Genomic DNA, 18630 nt, shown 5'->3' with positions numbered 1-18630 from the left:
AATTTAGATCCGCTATCCGAAGGTCTTATGGCCTATCACCCCCATTGATCAATACGATGTGACTTGTCGCAAGGCATCTGCGATAGTTCAGAGCGACTCCTGCCGGTGAGTCAGTTCGCCGGCCTCCTGCGTGCGATCGATGCCTCGGGCGCCACAAGCACCCGGATGCCGGCCGTACAGCAAGCGGCAGCCTGCCCCAGCCCCACAAACGTCCATGCGTGACACCGCGTGTCACGCTTTCAGCTTCAAGGAACTGTCATGAAAAAGCTCACGACCGCTTTCGGCGCGCCCGTCGTCGACAATAACAACATCCAGACCGCCGGCCCGCGCGGCCCCGCACTTCTGCAGGATGTCTGGTTTCTGGAGAAGCTTGCCCACTTCGACCGCGAAGTGATTCCCGAGCGCCGCATGCACGCCAAGGGGTCGGGCGCATACGGCACGTTCACGGTGACGCATGACATCACCAAGTACACGCGCGCCAACCTGTTTTCGCAGGTCGGCAAGCAGACCGAGATTTTCATGCGCTTCTCGTCGGTGGCCGGCGAGCGCGGCGCTGCCGATGCCGAGCGCGATATCCGCGGCTTTGCCATCAAGTTCTATACCGAGGAAGGCAACTGGGACATGGTCGGCAACAACACGCCGGTGTTCTTCCTGCGCGACCCGCTCAAGTTCCCTGACCTGAACCACGCAGTCAAACGCGATCCGCGCACCGGTTTGCGCAGCGCCGAAAACAACTGGGATTTCTGGACGGGCCTCCCCGAGGCGCTGCACCAGGTCACGATTGTGATGAGCGATCGGGGCATTCCCCGTACGTGGCGTCACATGCACGGCTTTGGCAGCCATACCTACAGCTTCATCAACGCCAACATGGACCGTTTCTGGGTGAAGTTCCATTTCGTCACCCAGCAGGGCATCCAGAACCTGACCGACGCCGAAGCGGCCCAGGTCACGGGCCAGGACCGCGAGGTGCATCAGCGCGACCTGTACGAATCGATCGAACGCGGCGAATTCCCGCGCTGGAAGTTCTGTGTGCAGATCATGCCGGAATCCGATGCCAGCAAGGTGCCGTACAACCCGTTCGATCTGACCAAGGTGTGGCCGCACAAGGACTATCCGCTGATCGAAGTGGGCATGCTGGAACTGAACCGCAATCCCGAGAATCATTTCGCCGAAGTCGAGCAATCGGCATTCGCGCCGTCGACGATCGTGCCTGGCATCGGTTTCTCGCCGGACAAGATGCTGCAAGGCCGACTGTTCTCGTACGGCGACGCCGAGCGCTATCGCCTGGGCGTGAATCATCACCTGATCCCGGTGAACTCGCCGAAGGCGGCAAAGTACGTCAACAGCTACCACCGCGACGGCCGCGGGCGCACCGACGGCAATCACGCCGGCACCATCGCCTACGAACCGAACACCAAGGGCGAATGGGCCGAGCAGCCCGATTTCCGCGAGCCGCCGCTGACGTTGGAAGGCACGGCCGATCACTGGAACCACCGCGCGGACGACGACTATTTCTCGCAGGTGGGCGCGCTGTTCCGCCTGATGTCGCCGGCGCAGCAGCAGGTGTTGTTCGATAACACGGCGCGCGCCATCAAGGGTGTGTCCAAACATATCCAGCAAACCCACATCAAGCACTGCACGGCGGCCGATCCGGCCTACGGCGCAGGCGTGGCCGCGGCGATCGAGCTGATCGAAGCCGCGAAGTAATCCGCGCGGCCCGCCCTGTCCTGCAGCAAGCGGCACAGGGCGGCCGACGCGTGCCGGCGCCGGCGGCGCCGGTCATCGAACTCACAGGAATCACGGCAGATGGACAACACGCAATCTCCCACCATGACTGCGGACGAAGAAGCCCGCATGATCGCCGCGCTTGGGCAGGTGTTCGATCTGGCCCGCAATGGCGATGCCGCGGCGCTGGCTGCGCTGATCGCGCGCGGCATGCCGCCCAACCTGCGCAACGAAAAAGGCGACACGCTGGCGATGCTGGCCGCCTATTACGGCCACGCCGACGCGCTGCGCACGCTGCTGCAAGCCGGCGCGTCGCCCGATATCCGCAACGCCATGGGACAAACGCCGATTGCCGGCGCCGCCTACAAGGGCTTCAAGGACATCGTCGAAATCCTGCTGGCGCACGGCGCCGACGTGGAAGGCGCTTCGCCCGATGGCCGCACCGCGCTGATGACGGCGGCGATGTTCCAGCGCACCGAGATCGTCGAGCTGTTGAAGGCGCACGGCGCCAATCCCGATGCGCGCGACAGCCGCGGTATGACGGCCGCCGATGCGGCGGCGTTCATGGCCGGACGCGGCGGCGCGCACTGAGTCTCGGCCGGGAGAACGGGCCTCAGCCGCGCCCGACGAACGGCATCTTGGTGGCCATCACGGTCATGAACTGGACGTTGGCGCCGAGCGGCAGATTGGCCATGTGCAACACAGAACTTGCAATGTGCGCCACATCGATCAGCGGTTCCGGGCGAATCTCGCCGTTGGCCTGCGGCACGCCCCGCGCCATGCGGTTGGCCATGTCGGTCCCCGCGTTGCCGATGTCGATCTGGCCGCAGGCAATGTCATAGGGCCGGCCGTCGAGCGACAGGCTTTTGGTCAAACCCGTGATCGCGTGCTTGGTGGCCGTGTAGGGCACCGTGTTGGGGCGCGGCGCGTGGGCCGAGATCGATCCGTTGTTGATGATGCGGCCGCCACGCGGATCCTGCGATTTCATCAGCGCGAAGGCGCCGCGCGCGCACAGAAACGCGCCGGTCAGGTTGGTGTCCAGCACGGCTTTCCATTGTTCGAAAGACAGTTCGTCGATACACAGCGCCGGCGCATTGACGCCCGCGTTATTGAACAGCACGTCGAGCCGTCCGAAGCGCTCGCGCACCGTGGCATACATGGCGTCTACCGAATCGGGCTGGCTGACATCGCACTGCACCGCCAGCGCGGACTGGCCCGCCGCATTGGCCGCGTCCGCCAACGCCACGAGCGTCTCGGCGGTGCGTCCGGCCAGCACCACCCGATAGCCGTCGGCCAACAACGCCTGCGCCACCGCCTTGCCGATGCCGCGCGCCGCGCCCGTGACCAGCGCCACTCTTGCCTGCTTTTCCATGCTCGATGTCTCCGTTTTCGATCGAATGGGCAAATGCCGGAATCTGGCAGAGATCGTACAACACGGCCACGTTCCCTGAGGGGACACCCTTGATTTTCTTGGCCGCCCCGTGCGCTGATCTAAAGATATAACAACAATGCATTTGGGCTGACGCGGCCGTTGTCGTACGATCCCGCCCTGATCGGGCGAGGCCAGGGAGGTGCTCGCCTTCTGCTCGCCATCCCAGTTCCGCCAACAAGAAACCATACCAATGTCAGTCGATCTCGCCCTGTCGCCCGGCGCCGCAGAGGCGGCCAGCCAGACGGCCGCACCACCGAAAGCCGTTATCCGCAGCGCCGCCGACGTCGCCAAACTCGTCAACGAGGGCGGCGCTTCGGTCAGCAATGCCCGCATCGTAGTGGCCATCGCGCTGGGCGGCATCTTTCTCGATGCCTATGACCTGGGTGCGCTGGCCTTCGGCCTGAAGGACGTCAGCCGCGAATTCAACCTGACGCCGGCCGGCACCGGCATGGTCGCCTCGGCCATCACGTTCGGCGCGATCGTCGGCGCTTTCCTGGGTGGCTATTTCACCGACCGGATCGGCCGCTATCGCGTGTTCATGGCGGACATGCTGTGCTTCGTGATCGCCGCCATCGCCTGCGCGCTGGCGCCGAACGAATACGTGCTGGCCGGCGCGCGCTTCGTGATGGGGCTCGGGGTCGGCATCGACCTGCCGGTGGCGATGGCCTTCCTGGCGGAATTCTCCAAGCTCAAGGGGCATGGCAACAAGGCCGCGCGGGTGGCGATGTGGTGCCCCACCTGGTATGCGGCCATCTGCGTGTCGTATCTGCTGGTGCTGGGCTGCTACGCGATCCTGCCGGCATCGCACAGCAATCTGCTGTGGCGCATCATCCTCGGCTTCGGCGCGGTGCCGGCGCTGATCATCATCGCCGTGCGCAGCCGCTACATGAGCGAATCGCCGGTGTGGGCCGCCAACCAGGGCGATCTCGACGGCGCCGCCAAGATCCTGCGCACGTCCTATGGCATCGACGCCGTGGTAGCGGCCGACGCCGTGGTCGAGCCGCCCAAGCGCCCGGCTTCGTGGCGCAACTACGGCCTGCTGCTCAAGGGCGTCTACGCGCGCCGCACCACGCTGGCCACGATCATGTCGATCGCCTCGTCGTTCGCCTATAACGCCGTGGCGTTCGGGCTGCCGGTGATCATCGCGAGCTTCCTGGCCCAGACCATGCTGACCACGATCCTGATGTCGCTGGCGCTGAACCTGCTGTTCGCCTTTGTGGGCGGCCTGATCGGCGTGCACCTGGTGCCGAAGACCGGCGCCTGGAAGCTGACCGTGACCGGCTACGCGTTCCAGCTGGCCGCACTGGTCGGCCTGGCGCTGGTGGGCAAGCCGGCCGGCGGCGTGCAGGTGGCGGTCGCCCTTGCGTTCCTGGCGCTGTTCCTGCTGGGCCAGGGCTTTGGTCCGGGCGCGCATACCATGACGTACGCCTCGCTGAGCTACCCGACATCGCTGCGCGGCGTTGGCGTGGGCTTCAACCAGACGCTGATGCGCGCCAGCTCCACCGCGTCGCTGTTCCTGTTCCCGGTACTGGCCGCCGCGCTGAGCACCAAGGTGTTCTGGGTGATCGCGCTGGCGCCGCTGGCCGGCTTGATCGCACTGCTGGCGATCCGCTGGGAACCGGCCAACTACGACGTGGACGCCGAGGACTTCCAGTCCTGACGTTGCGGGGCCACGGCAGGTGGGCCCCCGTCGTCGTTGTCAGCGGGCGGCGGCCTCCACCACTTCGGCGCGTTCCGCGACGATCCGCAAGCGATCGAAATTCATATTGGCGCCCGATGTGATGGCCGCCAGCGCCCGTGGCGCACCTTGCGGCAGGCGTTGCGCATATTGCTTCAGCCCGGCCACGGCCAGCGCGCCGGCCGGTTCCACCAGGCTGCGCGTGTCCTGGAAGATGTCCTTGATGGCCGCGCACAGCGCATCGGTGCTGACCGTCAGCACGTCGTCGAGCAGATGGCGGCATAGCCGGAAGGTTTCTTCGCCCACCCGCTTGACCGCCGTGCCATCGGAGAACAGCCCCACCGACGCCAGCGTCACGCGCTCGCCGGCCGCGATGGACTGCGCCATCGCGCAGGAATCGTCGGTCTGCACGCCGATCACCCGAACCTCCGGACGCACCGCCTTGATATAGGACGCCACGCCGGCGGCCAGGCTGCCGCCGCCGATCGGCACGAACACGGCATCGAGCGGGCCGCGGTGCTGCCGCAGGATTTCCATACCCACCGTGCCCTGCCCCGCGATCACGTCGGGATCGTCGAACGCCGGGATGAAGGTGAGCGCCTGCTCTTGCTGCAACGCCACTGCGTGGTCGTATGCGTCGGGATACGACTCCCCGGCCAGGACCACTTCCACCATCTGGCCGCCGTGGGCGCGCACGGCATCCACCTTCACCTGCGGCGCGGTTTGCGGCACCACGATGACGGCGCGCACGCCAAGCCGCGCGGCCGACAGCGCCACACCCTGCGCGTGGTTGCCGGCCGATGCGGTGATCACGCCGCGCGCCAGCGCATCGGCCGGCAGGTTGGCCATCTTGTTGTAGGCGCCGCGCACCTTGAACGAGAACACCGGCTGATGGTCCTCGCGCTTGAGCCATACCTGATGCCCGAGCCGCGCAGACAGCGCGCCGGCCAGTTCCAGCGCGGTCTCGCGCGCCACGTCATAGACGCGCGCGGTCAGGATCCGCCGCAGGTAGTCATCGGCATCGATCAGTGCGCCATCGGCATGCAAAACGGCCGCCGGCGAGGTGGTTCGGGCATGAAAGGCTTGGGGGGACGGCATTGGCGCTCCTGTCTGAGAGGGATTTTCCCAAGGAGGCCGGCCACAAAAAACCCGCCTCGTTGGGCGGGTTGATGTGTCTGTTTCGGACGCGCGCTAACCCACCATTCGAGGAATGGTGCGAATAATCGCGAAAATTTGCAGGCCGAAACGGGTCATGGCTTCGAGTGTCACGGATTTTCCCTTGACGTGTCAATCCTGACGCATTTTGGGCGAGCGCCGCCAACGCCGCCTGTTGTAGCCGCGCCGATCCCTCAATCCGTTGACCCAAGCGGCGTTCAGCCGGATGCAAGGTCGTATTAGAATCGCCGCTGTCGCTCATTTTGTGGCGTCAAAGCCAGAGGTCATGTTCCGGGCCCGGATTCGCCTCGGACTGGTTTTGCGAAAACAGCGGATTTTGCCAAAACGGGGTTTTGCCCGCGGCACGGTCCGGAGCGCACCGGCATTTCAGTTTCAGAGCAATTCATCCGATATCAGTCCTGCGCTAACGGGATTTCGGCCAGAACAAATACATGACCGCGCTTGCATACGATGTTGCCCTGGCACCCGACTCCGCCGACCGGCGGGCGCCGGGCGCCGCCTCTTCCGGGGGCGACGCCTGGGCGTTGCTCGAGGCTTCCGGCGCGCTGGCGATGCGGGTCGACGTCCAGGGACGCATCCTTGAGGCGACCGAAACCACCGCTGATCTGCTGGTCTATCCGCTCGACTACCTGCTCCATATCTCCGTGCTGGACCTGTTCGCGCTGGAATCGCGCGAGCGCGTGATGCAGATGCTGCAGGGTTGTGCGCAGGACCATCAGGCGCGCCGCGAGCGTGTGCGCATGGCCGGCGGCATCGGCGGCCCGGGCTGGATCGACCTGCGCGTGGCGCATCATCACGGCAGCGACGGCCCGGCCAGCCTGCTGCTGTTCGGCTACGACGTGACGGACTGGGTGGAATCCGAGCGCCAGCTGACCGAGCGTGCCTTCCTGGACCCGCTGACGGGCGTAGGCAACCGCGCCTATATCCGCAAGCGGATCGAGGAATGCACGTCCGGCCAGGCGTCAGGCCAGTCGTTCGCGCTGGCGCTGATGGATCTGGACGGATTCAAGAACATCAACGACTCGCTCGGCCACGAGCTTGGCGATGCGCTGCTCAAGGAAGTGGGCGCGCGCCTGCAAGACACCGTGCGCACCCGGCGCAGCGTGGCGCGGCTGGGCGGCGACGAATTCGTGCTGATGCTCGATGGCCTGGAATCCGAGGCCGAGGCCGTGCGGATCCTCGAGCGCGTGATCCACGTCTGTCGCCAGCCGTTCCTGCTGGCGGGCTGCCATGTGCGCATCACCACCAGCATCGGGCTGACGTTTTCCCACAGCACGTCGCAGAGCGAATCGCAATGGCTGCGGCGCGCCGACCTGGCCATGTACGAGGCCAAGGCGCTGGGCAAGAACCGCTATTGCGTCTATTCGCCGGAACTGGAACGGCGGCTCGATGAGCAGTTCCGCATCGAACAGAGCATGTTCGAGGCCGTGCAGAGCGGCGAATTCCTGCTGCATTACCAGCCGATCGTGTGGCCCGGATCGGGCCAGATCTGCGCGGTGGAAGCGCTGATGCGCTGGGATCATGGTGGCGAGGACATCCGCCCCGACGTCTTCATCCCGGTGGCGGAAAAGAACGGACTGATCAAGCATCTGGGCGCCTGGGCGCTGCGGTGCGCCTGCGCGCAACTGGCCGCGTGGGATGCGCTGGGCATTCATGTGGGCCACATGTCGGTCAATGTTTCGGCCGTGCAGTTCCTGCATCCCAATTTCTACGATAGCGTGCGCAATGCCATCCAGGACGCCGGCATCGGCGCCGACCGCCTGGTGCTGGAGATCACCGAAAGCGCGCTGATGACGGACCCGGAGGCCGCCGAGCAACTGCTGCTGTCGCTGCGCGCGCTGGGCATCCGCTTTGCCGTCGACGATTTCGGCACCGGCTATTCGAGCCTGTCGTATCTGCGCCGCTTCCCGCTGTCCGCGCTCAAGGTAGACCGCAGCTTCGTGGCTGACATGATCGATTCCCCGCACGCCCGTACTATCGTGTCCGCCGTGCTGTCGCTGGCGCGCGAACTGGGCCTGGTTGCCATCGCCGAAGGCGTGGAAACCGATGCGCAAGGCCAGTTGCTGGCCGCGCAAGGCTGCGATCTGGTGCAGGGCTGGCGCTACGCGCGCGCGCTGAGCCCGGCCGATTTCGAGAATGCCGTGCTCGACGGCAAGCTGGTGATGGGCCTGGACGAAGTCTTCACGCAGCGGGTGGCGCCGTGAAATCCAAGGCCGAATTCCTGGAGACCTTGTGGGCCCGCATGGCGCAGCAAGGTGACTTCCCCACGCTGCAGTACTGCGTCGACAACATCTTCAAGACCCTGAACGCGGACCTGACGGTCGGCGAGATGGCCACCAGCGTGCTGTCCGATTTCAGTCTGTCGCAGAAGGTGATCCGGCTGGCCAATTCGGCCATGTACCGATCGTTTGGCGGCGAGGTCACCACCGTGTCGCGGGCGATTCTGGTGCTTGGCGTGGAGGCCATCAGCCACCTGACGCTCGGCATCCAGCTGCTCGATTATTTCCACGGCGTGGCGCCCAAGCGCCCGCAGGCGGCCAAGGCGCTGCAGCGCGCGTTGGTGGCGGGCGAGATTACGCGCGCGCTGAGCCAGGCGCACGGCATCAACGAAGGCGAAGAAGCCGTCGTCTGCACGCTGATGCACCACATGAGCCGGCTACTGCTGGTGTTCTACTTTCCCGAGGAATGGGAGCGCGTGGAGGCCATGTGCGCCGCGCATCCGATGACCGAAAACGAGGCCGCGCAGGAAGTGCTCGGCATCTCGCTCGAAGACATCGCCGAGGCGGCCGCACAGAAATGGCGGTTGCCGGGGCTGATCGCCAACGCGATGAAGCCGCGCACGCTGACTACGGACACCGTGCTCGAAACCCACGCCGACTGGCTGGCCGCGATTGCCCATGTATCGTCCGAAGCGGCGGTGACGATGGTGCGCGAAGGCTCGCCGGAATCGGTCTCGGCCTTGCTGACGTCGCACGCGAAGATGTTGGGACTGAACCACGCCGATGTCAGCGTGGCCGTCAGTCAGGCGGAAGTGCTCAACACGTCGATCGTTGCCTCCGAAGCCGCGGCGCCGGCCGACGGCGCGTCGCCCGGACCGCAGCCCGTGAACGTGCTCGATCGCCTGCGCCAGGGGCTTGCCGAGGTGCGCCGCGAAGGCGCCGGCCTGTCGGTATCGCAACTGGCGCCGATGGTGCTCGAATCCAGCATGCGCGCGCTCGATTTCTCGCGCTGCTTCCTGATGATGCTGAATCCGAAGACGCGGCATTTCCATGCGCGGCTGGGCTTTGGCGACGGCATGCGCGAGGTGCTGCCCGCGCTGTCCTTCGAGGAAGGCTTCGTGCCCGATGTCTTCCACTTTGCGGGCCTGTCCGGGCGGCCGCTGCTGATCGAGGACACCTTCGATCCCGAAGTGGCGCACCGCATGCCGCGCTGGTATCGCGATGCGATTCCCGACGCGCGCTCGGTGGTGCTGGCGCCCGTGAAAATGCGCAACCGCTGCATCGCGCTGATCTACGGCGACTGGGGTGCGGTGCGCATGCCGGCGGTGATCGGCGAGGAAGAACTCGAAGCCATCGATGCGCTGGCGCGCGAAATTGCCGCCAGCGTCATGCGCGCGGCGCCCGAGCGCCCCGCGCCTGCAGGGCGCTGAGGTCGCGCTGACCGCACGCGGAAATTCCCGGAAGAAAACGCGCAACGCGCGTGAAGCGTCCGCAAGCGCGCTCAGGTTTCCGGAAACGACAGGCAGGCGCCGCGAGTCAGCTACAACGTGCGCCTGACCGCGCACCCGCCAGCGCTCATTGCCGCCCCTGCTTGCGCTCGGTCTTGTTCACATACATGGCAGCGTCAGCTTCGGCCAACAGGTCGTCCACGCTGCGGTGGAAGTGCGGATTGAAACCGATCACGCCTGCGCTGTAGCGCAGCGCCCAGCGGATTGCGTTGGTTCCACGCCTGCACCTGTCGCTGCAGGCGCGCCAGTGCATCCTGGCATCCAGCGCTGTCGGTGTTGGTCAGCAGCACCGCAAATTCGTCGCCGCCAAGCCGCCCCACCACATCCGATTCGCGGAACACCGAACGCAGTTCTCCGCCAAACGCGCGCAGGGCGCGATCGCCTTCGGCATGACCAAAGCGGTCGTTGATGGGCTTGAAGCCGTCCATGTCGAAAAACACCAGCGTGGCCGGCCGCGACAGCCGCCGGCACATCTCGATCGCATGCTGGCCCAGCATGGCGAAGCCGCGGCGGTTCGACAGCGCCGTCAGCTCGTCCATCGTCGCCATGTGCACTGCGGCCAGTTCCTGCTCGGCCATCTGCGCAAGGTCGTGCAGCAGCGCGCGATCCTCGGCGCTGAAATCGCGCGGCTTGCGATCGATCAGGCACAGCGTGCCGAGCTTCATGCCATCGGGGGCGGACAGCGGCCGCCCCGCATAGAAGCGGATGTGCGGATCGCCGGTCACCAACGGGTTGTCGTGAAAGCGCGGATCCAGCGTGGCATCGGGGATCAACAGAATGTCGTCCTCGCAAATCGCGTGGCCACAAAACGAGGTGTCGCGCGGGCTTTCCGGCACATCGAGACCATCGCACGATTTAAACCACTGCCGATTTGCGTCGATCAGGCTGACCAGCGCGATTGGCACGCCAAACAGGCGTTTGGCCAGCCGCGTCAGGCGGTCAAAGCGTTCCTCCGGCGGCGTATCGAGAATGTTCAGCGATGCCAGCGTGGCAAGGCGCGCGGACTCATTGATGGGAATTGGGGGCAGCAGCATGGGAAAGATGTCAGCCGGAATGGCGACCAATGTGCATCACAACACTAACGCCATTTGGGTGCAAGCGTGTACATCCCACTGTTTGCCCCACTTTTCCCGAGATTGAACGTCCGCCATTCATGCATGGTGCAGCACGTTGACGAGTTTGCCGAACGGGTCGCGCACGAAGAACCGGCGCACGCCCCACGGCTCGTCAACGGGCCCGTATTCCAGCGGCACGCCGGCCTCCGCCACGCGCGCCAGCGCTTCATCGAGATCGTCGACCTCGATGGAAAGATCAGGCACCGGCGTACCGGACCCGCCTTCCGCGGCGAAGCTGACCTGCACCGACATACGCGCGTTCGATCCATAGGTGACGATCCAGCCGTGATCCATCAGCAGGTCCAGCCCGAAGATATCGCGGTAGAAGCGCTGCGCGTCGGCGGGCGACGGCGTGGCGATATTGGCGACGATGCGACGGACGATCATGAGGCGATGTCGGTGGCGTTGACCTCCGGAAACTGCACCAGCGGCACGAACTTGCCCGACTTGCCGTCGAGCGCATCGATGGCGCCCGAGCCAATGTCATAGACCCAGCCGTGCAGGTTGATACGGCGCTCCGCCAGCGCCTGCGCGACACACGGATGGGTGCGCAGATGCGCAAGCTGCTCGATCACGTTTTCCCTCACCATGTCGTCGACGCGCTCCCGGTCCGAGGCGTGCGGGCGCGCCAGGCTGATCTTGCGCGCGCCGCTGGCGTGTTCCAGCCATTGCGCCACCGACGGCATGTGGTCCAGGCACTGGCAGGTCGCCACCGCCGTCATCGCGCCGCAGTTCGAATGGCCGCAGATCACGATGTCGCGCACCTTGAGGCCCGACACGGCGTATTCGACGCTGGCGGAAACCCCGCCCGGCTGCACCGCATAGGCCGGCACGATATTGCCCGCATTGCGGATCACGAACAGCTTGCCCGGCTCGCTCTGCGTCAAGAGCGCCGGCTCCACGCGGCTGTCCGAGCAAGCGATGAACAGCGTGCTGGGACTCTGCTGCGTGGCGAGTTCCTGGAACAGCGTGGCCAGCTTCGGAAATTCCTCCCGCTGGAACTTGAGAATGCCTTGAATCAGATCTTTCACGAATATTTCCCCCATCGTGGACGCCCGAAAGCATGGCGACAATTTTCTATTGGGTCAATATCGGGTTTATTATGCTGTCCATTGGATTTACCAATAGTTGGACCTCATGCTGCTGCGCCACGTTCGCTACTTCCTGGCCGTTGCCGACGCCGGCAATTTCACGCGGGCCGCGGAAACCCTGCACGTCTCCCAACCCACGCTGTCGCAGCAGATCCGGCAGCTGGAAGAATCGCTGGGTGCGCCGTTGTTCGACCGCAGCGGTCGCATGGTACGGCTGACGGACGCTGGCCAGGCGTACTACGTCCACGCCCGCCGCGCACTGCAGGACCTTGAAGCGGGCCAGCGCGCAATCCACGACGTGGGCGAGCTCACGCGCGGCAACCTGCGCCTGGCGATCACGCCCACCTTCACGCCCTATCTGGTGGCGCCGCTGATCGTCGCATTCAACGCGGAGTATCCAAACATCACGCTGAGCCTGCGCGAAATGCCGCAGGAGCGCGTGGAGCCGATGCTTGCGGACGACCAGATCGACATCGGCATCGCGTTCGACGACATCCTGTTGCCCGATCTCGACGCCACGCCGCTGATGGAAGAGCCGCTGGCATATATGGTGGGCGCCACGCATGCGCTGGCGCGCCGCCGCACGGCATTGGGCGCGACCGCGCTGGCCGGGGAATCGATGGCGATGCTGACGCGGGAATTCGCCACGCGCGCCTATATCGGACGCTACTTCGGCGCGCTCGGGATCGAGCCGCGCATCACGTTCGAAGCCAATTCGGTCAGTGCCGTGCTCGATGCGGTGCGCAGCGGGCGCCACGCCACGGTGCTGCCGGCGGCCATCGCCGCCGGTCACGCAGACCTGCGCATTCTCAAGCTGGAATTGCCGCTGCCGCCGCGGCACGCGGCGTTACTGCAGCGCAAGGGCGCGTACCGCACGGCGGCGGCGCGCGCTTTTGTCGAATTCGCGCTACGCGAAGTCAAACGTCGGGCGTCCCCAACGCGCGGTTGATCCGCAACGCGACCAGCGTGCCCACCACGCCGGACAGCAGATACAGGCTGACCGCGGCCAGCCCGAACAGCGACGACAGCCCCAACGCGACCAGCGGGGCAAACGCCGCGCCAAACAGCCAGCCGAAGTCCGTGGTCAGCGCCGCGCCGGTATAGCGGAACTTGCGCTCGAAGTTGGACGTGACCACTCCGGCCGCCTGCCCGTAGGACAAACCCAGCAGACCGAAGCCCACCAGGATGAAGACGTCCTGCAACTGCGCATTGCCGCCGAGCAGCCAAGGTGTGGCAAGGCTGAACAGGCCGATCAGCACCGCCATCGTCGCCAGCGTGGTGCGACGGCCGATGCGGTCGGCGATCCATCCCGACAGCAGCGTGCCGATGAACGCGATGAACGCGCCGACGATCTGGATCGCCAGCACATCGCTGATGTCCTGCGTCTTGTGCAGGATCACCCAGGACAGCGGAAACACCGTCACCAGATGGAACAGCGCATAGCTGGCCAGCGCCGCGAAGGCGCCGAGGAAAATATTGAAGCCCTGCGCGTTGACCATCTGCAAGGTGCTGATCGGCTCCAGCTCGTCCTCTTCCAGCAAGCGCGTGTATTCGTGCGTGACCACCAGGCGCAGCCGCGCGAACAACGCCACCACGTTGATGGCAAAGGCCACGTAGAACGGATAGCGCCAGCCCCAATCGATAAATTCGGCCGGCGTCAGGCTGGCATGCAGGAACAGGAACAGCGCGCCCGCGACGATAAAGCCGGTCGGCGCGCCAAGCTGGCCGACCATCGCATACCAGCCGCGCTTGTCTTCCGGCGCGTTCAGCGCCAGCAGAGACGGCAGGCCATCCCACGATCCGCCGAACGCAATGCCCTGCAGGAAGCGGAAAAACGACAGCAGATAGATCGCGGTGCTGCCGATCGACGCATACGCAGGGAGGAACGCGATGCCAACTGTGGCCGTGCCGAGCAGGAACAGCGATGCGGTGAGCTTGACGCCGCGCCCCCATCGGCGCTGGATCCGCATGAACAGCGCCGTGCCGAATGGCCGGCCAATGAAGGCGAACGAGAAGATCGTGAAGCTGTACAGCAGCCCGGCCAGGTCGCTGGCGAACGGGAAATACACGGTCGGGAAGACCAGCACCGACGCAATGCCGTAGACGAAGAAGTCGAAGTACTCCGACGCTCGCCCTATCACCACGCCCGTGGCAATTTCGGCAGGCGCCACATCATGATGTCCGGGCGCCGGAGGTGCCGTCGGCGACGCGCGATGCTGGTGGGTCAGACTGGCCATCGTGGAGTCTCCTCGAAGACGGGAGGGATGTCGTACATCACTTAAAGTCCCGCAGTAACAAGAATAGCGCCTAAACTGCCATTGGAAATCGAAAGATTGCTACGTCAGACAGTCCCAGACGTTAATCAAACGCCACTTCCAAGACCATGCGACGCTTCGAAGCTGCTGTGCCGACGTTTTGTGTGACGGGAAAATTGCTTTTGCGAAGTGCCGCAATCGCCATGTTGGTGGGCCTTGCGGGATGTAGCAACGCCGTGCTGTTGTCGCCTGCAGGCGACATGGCGGCTCGGCAGCGCGATTTGATCATCATCGCCACATGCCTGATGCTGCTCATCATCGTGCCGGTGATATGCCTGACACTGCTCTTCGCGTGGCGATATCGCGAAAGCGCCAACAACGCCCACTACAACCCCGAGTGGGACCACTCCACGGTGCTGGAACTGGCGATCTGGGCTGCGCCGCTGCTGATCATCATCGCGTTGGGCGCGGTGACCTGGGTCAGTACCCATCAGCTCGATCCCTACCGTCCCCTGACGCGCCTCGACGACCGCCGGCCCGTGGCCGCGGACACCAAGCCGCTGGTGGTGGAAGTGGTGGCGATGGACTGGAAATGGCTGTTTCTCTATCCCGAGCAGGGCATCGCCACGGTCAATGAACTGGCCGCGCCGGTAGATCGCCCGATCGCTTTCCGGATCACGTCCACTTCGGTCATGAACGCGTTCTTCGTGCCCTCGCTGGCTGGCATGGTCTACGCGATGCCCGGCATGGAGACCAAGCTGCACGCGGTGATCAACAAGCCCGGCGTCTACGACGGCATGTCATCCAACTACAGCGGCGCGGGCTTCTCGCACATGCGATTCAAGTTTCACGGCATGTCCGGCGGCGATTTCGACAGCTGGGTGCAGCAGGCAAAATCGGCCGGCGCGCCGTTATCCAAAGACGCGTATCTGAAACTGGCCCAGCCCAGCGAGAGCGAGCCGGTGCAGCGCTACGCCAGCGTGGCGCCGGGTCTCTACAACCTGATCCTGAACCGTTGCGTGGACGGCGGTGCCTGTGTGGCGGACACCATGGCGCAGAACCAGAATCGCATCCGCGCCAGGTTCGATCCGTCGGCGGAAATCTGTACCGCGAGCAATACATCGGATGTCGCACCGGTGTTCGCGCCAGATGCCGTCGCAGGCAACGGCGGGCGAGTGTTGCGCTAGCGCATCGCCGTGCCCCGTTTGCTTTCACGTTTTCGCCAATCTTCATCGGCCAGAATTGGTCAATACAGGCCCAGGTGACAACCATGCCCGAGCGTTCCGAACTCGCCAACTTGATCTTTGGCCGGCTGTCGTGGGAAGCCGTGCCGCTGCACGAGCCCATCCTGCTGGCCACCTTCGCCGCGGTGGCGATCGGCGGCATCGCGCTGGTGGCGCTGCTGACGTACTACCGCGTGTGGGGCTATCTGTGGCGCGAGTGGTTCACCAGCATCGACCACAAGAAGATCGGCATCATGTATGTGGTGCTCGGCATCGTGATGCTGCTGCGCGGCTTTGCCGACGCCATCATGATGCGCATCCAGCAGGCCGTGGCGTTCGGCGACAACCTCGGCTACCTGCCGCCGCATCACTACGACCAGATCTTCACCGCGCACGGCGTGATCATGATTTTCTTCGTGGCGATGCCGCTGGTGACGGGGCTCATGAACTTCGTGGTGCCGCTGCAGATCGGCGCGCGCGACGTCGCGTTTCCGTTCCTCAACAACTTCAGCTTCTGGATGACCACCGGCGGTGCGATCTTGGTGATGATGTCGCTGTTCGTCGGCGAATTCGCGCGCACGGGCTGGCTCGCGTATCCACCACTGTCGGGCATCCTGCATAGTCCGGACGTCGGCGTCGATTACTACATATGGGCATTACAGGTGGCCGGTGTCGGGACACTTTTATCGGGTATCAACCTGCTGGTCACGATCGTCAAGATGCGCGCGCCGGGCATGACGCTGATGCGCATGCCGATCTTCACGTGGACGTCGCTGTGCACCAATGTGCTGATCATCGCCGCGTTCCCGGTGCTGACCGCGGCGCTGGCGCTGCTGTCGCTCGATCGCTACGTCGGCACCAACTTCTTCACCGCGGACCAGGGCGGCAGCGCGATGCTGTACGTGAACCTGATCTGGATCTGGGGACACCCCGAGGTCTACATTCTGGTGCTGCCGGTGTTCGGCGTGTTTTCCGAGGTGACCGCCACGTTCAGCCGCAAGCGACTGTTCGGCTATGCGTCGATGGTGTACGCCACGGTGGTGATCACGGTGCTGTCGTACCTGGTGTGGCTGCACCACTTCTTCACGATGGGATCCGGCGCGAGCGTGAATTCGTTCTTCGGCATCACCACGATGATCATCTCGATACCCACCGGGGCGAAGATATTCAACTGGCTGTTCACGATGTACCACGGCAAGATCAAGTTCGAGGCGCCGATGCTGTGGACGGTGGGCTTCATGGTGACGTTCGTGATCGGCGGCATGACCGGCGTGCTGCTGGCGGTGCCGCCGGCGGACTTCTCGCTGCATAACAGCCTGTTCCTGATCGCCCACTTCCACAACGTGATCATCGGCGGCGTGCTGTTCGGCCTGATGGCCGGCATCTCGTACTGGTTCCCGAAGGCCTTCGGCTATCGCCTGGTGTCGTCGTGGGGCAAGGCGTCGTTCTGGTTCTGGCTCACCGGCTTCTACTTCGCCTTTATGCCGCTTTACTGGCTGGGCCTGCTGGGCGTCACGCGCCGCATGAACCATTTCGACGATCCTTCGCTGCAGATCTGGTTCCAGATCGCCGCCTTCGGCGCGTTCCTGATCGCGCTGGGCATTGCGTGCTTCATCATCCAGCTGGTAGTCAGCTTCATGCGCCGGGAGGAACTGCGCGACCTGACCGGCGATCCGTGGGACGCGCGCACGCTGGAATGGTCGACCTCATCGCCGCCGCCGCAATACAACTTCGCCTTCACGCCCGTGGTACACGACACCGATGCGTGGTGGCATATGAAGCAGAACGGCTACCATCGTCCGCAGCAGGGATTCATCCCGATCCACATGCCGAAGAACACGGCCGCGGGAATCGTGCTGGCCGGGCTGTGCACGGTGATGGGCTTTGGGCTGATCTGGCATATCTGGTGGCTGGTCGCCGCGGCGTTCGTGGCCACCCTCCTCGCGGCAATCATCCACACCTTCAACTACAAGCGCGACTACTACATTCCGGCCGACGTCGTGGTCCGGACCGAAACGGCGCGCACTCAAATGATGGCAGGCCATGGTTGATACGTCCCTACCCATGCAGGCAAGCGGCACGGTCGGCGCGGACGAGGTTCCGCCGGGCGGCTTCCAGTTCTATCTGACCGAGGAGCACCATCCGCAGAACGGCACGCTGCTGGGGTTCTGGCTCTACCTGATGAGCGACTGCCTGATATTTGCGTGCCTGTTCGCGGCCTATGGCGTGCTCGGGCGCGAGTACGCGGGCGGGCCCACCGGCGCCGAGCTGTTCGAGCTGCCGCTGGTGGCGCTCAACACGTCGTTCCTACTGCTGTCGTCGATCACGTACGGCTTTGCGATGCTGCAACTGCAGCAGAACCGGGTGGCCGGCACGCAGATCTGGCTGGCCATCACGGCCGTATTCGGCGCGGCGTTCCTGGCCGTGGAGCTGTACGAATTCGCGCACCTGATCCACGAGGGCGCGGGGCCCACGCGCAGCGCATTCCTGACGTCGTTCTTCGCGCTGGTCGGCACGCACGGCCTGCACGTGACGTTCGGGCTGGTCTGGCTGATCGTGCTGATGCTGCAGGTGGGACGCCACGGGCTGATCACCGCCAACAAGCGCCGCCTGATGTGCCTGTCGATGTTCTGGCACTTTCTGGACGTTGTCTGGATCGGCGTCTTTACCTTTGTCTATCTGATGGGAACGTTGCCATGAGCGCACAGGACCATGCAGTCGATGGCCACGGCCATGACCACGGACACGACCACCACGAGGAAGATATCGGGCCGCACGCCACGCTGGGCGGCTACCTGACGGGCTTCGTGCTGTCGGTGTTCCTGACGGCGGTGCCGTTCTGGCTGGTGCTGGGCAAGGTGATCGACAAGTCGTCGACCACCGCGATCGTGATCCTGCTGATCGGCGCGGTGCAGATCGTCGTGCACATGATCTACTTCCTGCACATGAACGCCAAATCGGAAGGCGGCTGGAACATGCTTTCGCTGATGTTCACGCTGACACTGGTGGTGATCACGCTGACGGGATCGCTCTGGGTGATGTTCCACCTGAACAGCAACATGATGCCGCAGATGCAGCACACGCAAGAAGCTGCGCAGTCGGGCGGCACGATCGTGCCGCCGCGCACGAAGTAGCGACCGGCAGCAGCCAGTCGCCCGCAGCGGGCCGTTCGGACTGTGACTTCCGACGGCCCTGCCGCTGCCCCTGG

At 64.7% G+C, this 18630-nt stretch carries 15 protein-coding genes and 1 pseudogene; 10 read left to right on the top strand and 6 right to left on the bottom strand.

Annotated features, from left to right (window positions below):
• Positions 1–258: 258 nt before the first annotated feature.
• Together F7R19_RS06970 and F7R19_RS06965 are read left to right on the top strand one after the other, a co-directional pair.
• Positions 259–1707, top strand: coding sequence for a catalase (locus F7R19_RS06970; protein ID WP_150979779.1), 1449 nt, complete (start codon positions 259–261; stop codon positions 1705–1707).
• A gap of 123 nt (positions 1708–1830) precedes the next feature.
• Positions 1831–2316 carry an ankyrin repeat domain-containing protein gene (locus F7R19_RS06965; protein WP_150979864.1) on the top strand — a complete coding sequence of 162 codons (486 nt, stop codon included), beginning with the start codon at positions 1831–1833 and terminating at the stop codon, positions 2314–2316.
• Between the two features lie 22 nt (positions 2317–2338).
• Here the strand turns inward: F7R19_RS06965 and F7R19_RS06960 are convergent, their stop codons facing one another.
• Positions 2339–3097: an SDR family oxidoreductase gene (locus F7R19_RS06960; protein WP_150979778.1), complete on the bottom strand. Its 759-nt coding sequence runs from the start codon at positions 3095–3097 to the stop codon at positions 2339–2341.
• A 250-nt stretch (positions 3098–3347) separates the two neighbouring features.
• On the opposite strand from F7R19_RS06960, the gene F7R19_RS06955 reads away from it, so the two are divergent.
• Complete coding sequence (locus tag F7R19_RS06955; protein WP_150979777.1) at positions 3348–4817, top strand: MFS transporter; 1470 nt, start codon at positions 3348–3350, stop codon at positions 4815–4817.
• Between the two features lie 51 nt (positions 4818–4868).
• Here F7R19_RS06955 and ilvA read toward each other — a convergent pair.
• Positions 4869–5861, bottom strand: a pseudogene (gene ilvA / locus F7R19_RS06950) (threonine ammonia-lyase, biosynthetic); the annotation flags it as partial.
• Positions 5862–6442: 581 nt separating this feature from the next.
• On the opposite strand from ilvA, the gene F7R19_RS06945 reads away from it, so the two are divergent.
• Positions 6443–8215, top strand: a complete 1773-nt coding sequence (locus tag F7R19_RS06945) for a putative bifunctional diguanylate cyclase/phosphodiesterase (RefSeq protein WP_150979775.1) — start codon at positions 6443–6445, stop codon at positions 8213–8215.
• Positions 8212–9660 (top strand): HDOD domain-containing protein, encoded by a 1449-nt coding sequence (locus tag F7R19_RS06940; protein ID WP_223506260.1) that lies wholly within the window; start codon positions 8212–8214, stop codon positions 9658–9660. The genes F7R19_RS06945 and F7R19_RS06940 overlap by 4 nt, the downstream gene beginning before the upstream one ends.
• A gap of 194 nt (positions 9661–9854) precedes the next feature.
• On the opposite strand, the gene F7R19_RS06935 is transcribed toward F7R19_RS06940, so the two are convergent.
• The 3 genes from F7R19_RS06935 to F7R19_RS06925 form a co-directional block, all read right to left on the bottom strand.
• The gene (locus tag F7R19_RS06935) at positions 9855–10772 is read right to left on the bottom strand and encodes a GGDEF domain-containing protein (protein ID WP_150979774.1); all 918 of its coding nucleotides are present in this window, start codon (positions 10770–10772) and stop codon (positions 9855–9857) included.
• Positions 10773–10889: 117 nt separating this feature from the next.
• On the bottom strand, positions 10890–11240 hold the full coding sequence (locus F7R19_RS06930; protein ID WP_061953790.1) for a VOC family protein: 351 nt from the start codon (positions 11238–11240) through the stop codon (positions 10890–10892).
• Positions 11237–11884, bottom strand: a complete 648-nt coding sequence (locus tag F7R19_RS06925) for a carbonic anhydrase (RefSeq protein ID WP_061953986.1) — start codon at positions 11882–11884, stop codon at positions 11237–11239. Before F7R19_RS06925 ends, F7R19_RS06930 begins: the two co-directional genes overlap by 4 nt.
• A gap of 106 nt (positions 11885–11990) precedes the next feature.
• On the opposite strand from F7R19_RS06925, the gene cynR reads away from it, so the two are divergent.
• The gene (gene cynR / locus F7R19_RS06920; protein WP_061953792.1) at positions 11991–12893 is read left to right on the top strand and encodes a transcriptional regulator CynR; all 903 of its coding nucleotides are present in this window, start codon (positions 11991–11993) and stop codon (positions 12891–12893) included.
• Here the strand turns inward: cynR and F7R19_RS06915 are convergent.
• Positions 12862–14181, bottom strand: coding sequence for an MFS transporter (locus tag F7R19_RS06915; protein WP_061953794.1), 1320 nt, complete (start codon positions 14179–14181; stop codon positions 12862–12864). The genes cynR and F7R19_RS06915 overlap by 32 nt on opposite strands.
• 146 nt (positions 14182–14327) lie before the next feature.
• Between F7R19_RS06915 and cyoA the strand changes: the two genes are divergently transcribed.
• The 4 genes from cyoA to cyoD all read left to right on the top strand — a co-directional run bounded on the left by cyoA (position 14328) and on the right by cyoD (position 18556).
• Positions 14328–15386, top strand: a complete 1059-nt coding sequence (cyoA, locus tag F7R19_RS06910; protein ID WP_061953796.1) for a ubiquinol oxidase subunit II — start codon at positions 14328–14330, stop codon at positions 15384–15386.
• A gap of 83 nt (positions 15387–15469) precedes the next feature.
• Positions 15470–17473 (top strand): cytochrome o ubiquinol oxidase subunit I, encoded by a 2004-nt coding sequence (gene cyoB, locus F7R19_RS06905; protein WP_061953798.1) that lies wholly within the window; start codon positions 15470–15472, stop codon positions 17471–17473.
• The gene (gene cyoC / locus F7R19_RS06900; RefSeq protein WP_061953801.1) at positions 17466–18122 is read left to right on the top strand and encodes a cytochrome o ubiquinol oxidase subunit III; all 657 of its coding nucleotides are present in this window, start codon (positions 17466–17468) and stop codon (positions 18120–18122) included. Before cyoB ends, cyoC begins: the two co-directional genes overlap by 8 nt.
• Positions 18119–18556, top strand: coding sequence for a cytochrome o ubiquinol oxidase subunit IV (gene cyoD, locus F7R19_RS06895; RefSeq protein ID WP_061953803.1), 438 nt, complete (start codon positions 18119–18121; stop codon positions 18554–18556). Before cyoC ends, cyoD begins: the two co-directional genes overlap by 4 nt.
• Positions 18557–18630: the final 74 nt, after the last annotated feature.

This window comes from Cupriavidus pauculus, from assembly GCF_008801835.1.
Lineage (GTDB): Bacteria > Pseudomonadota > Gammaproteobacteria > Burkholderiales > Burkholderiaceae > Cupriavidus > Cupriavidus pauculus.
The sequence above is the reverse complement of the archived record's forward strand: the minus strand, read 5'-3'. Positions and strand labels throughout refer to the sequence as shown.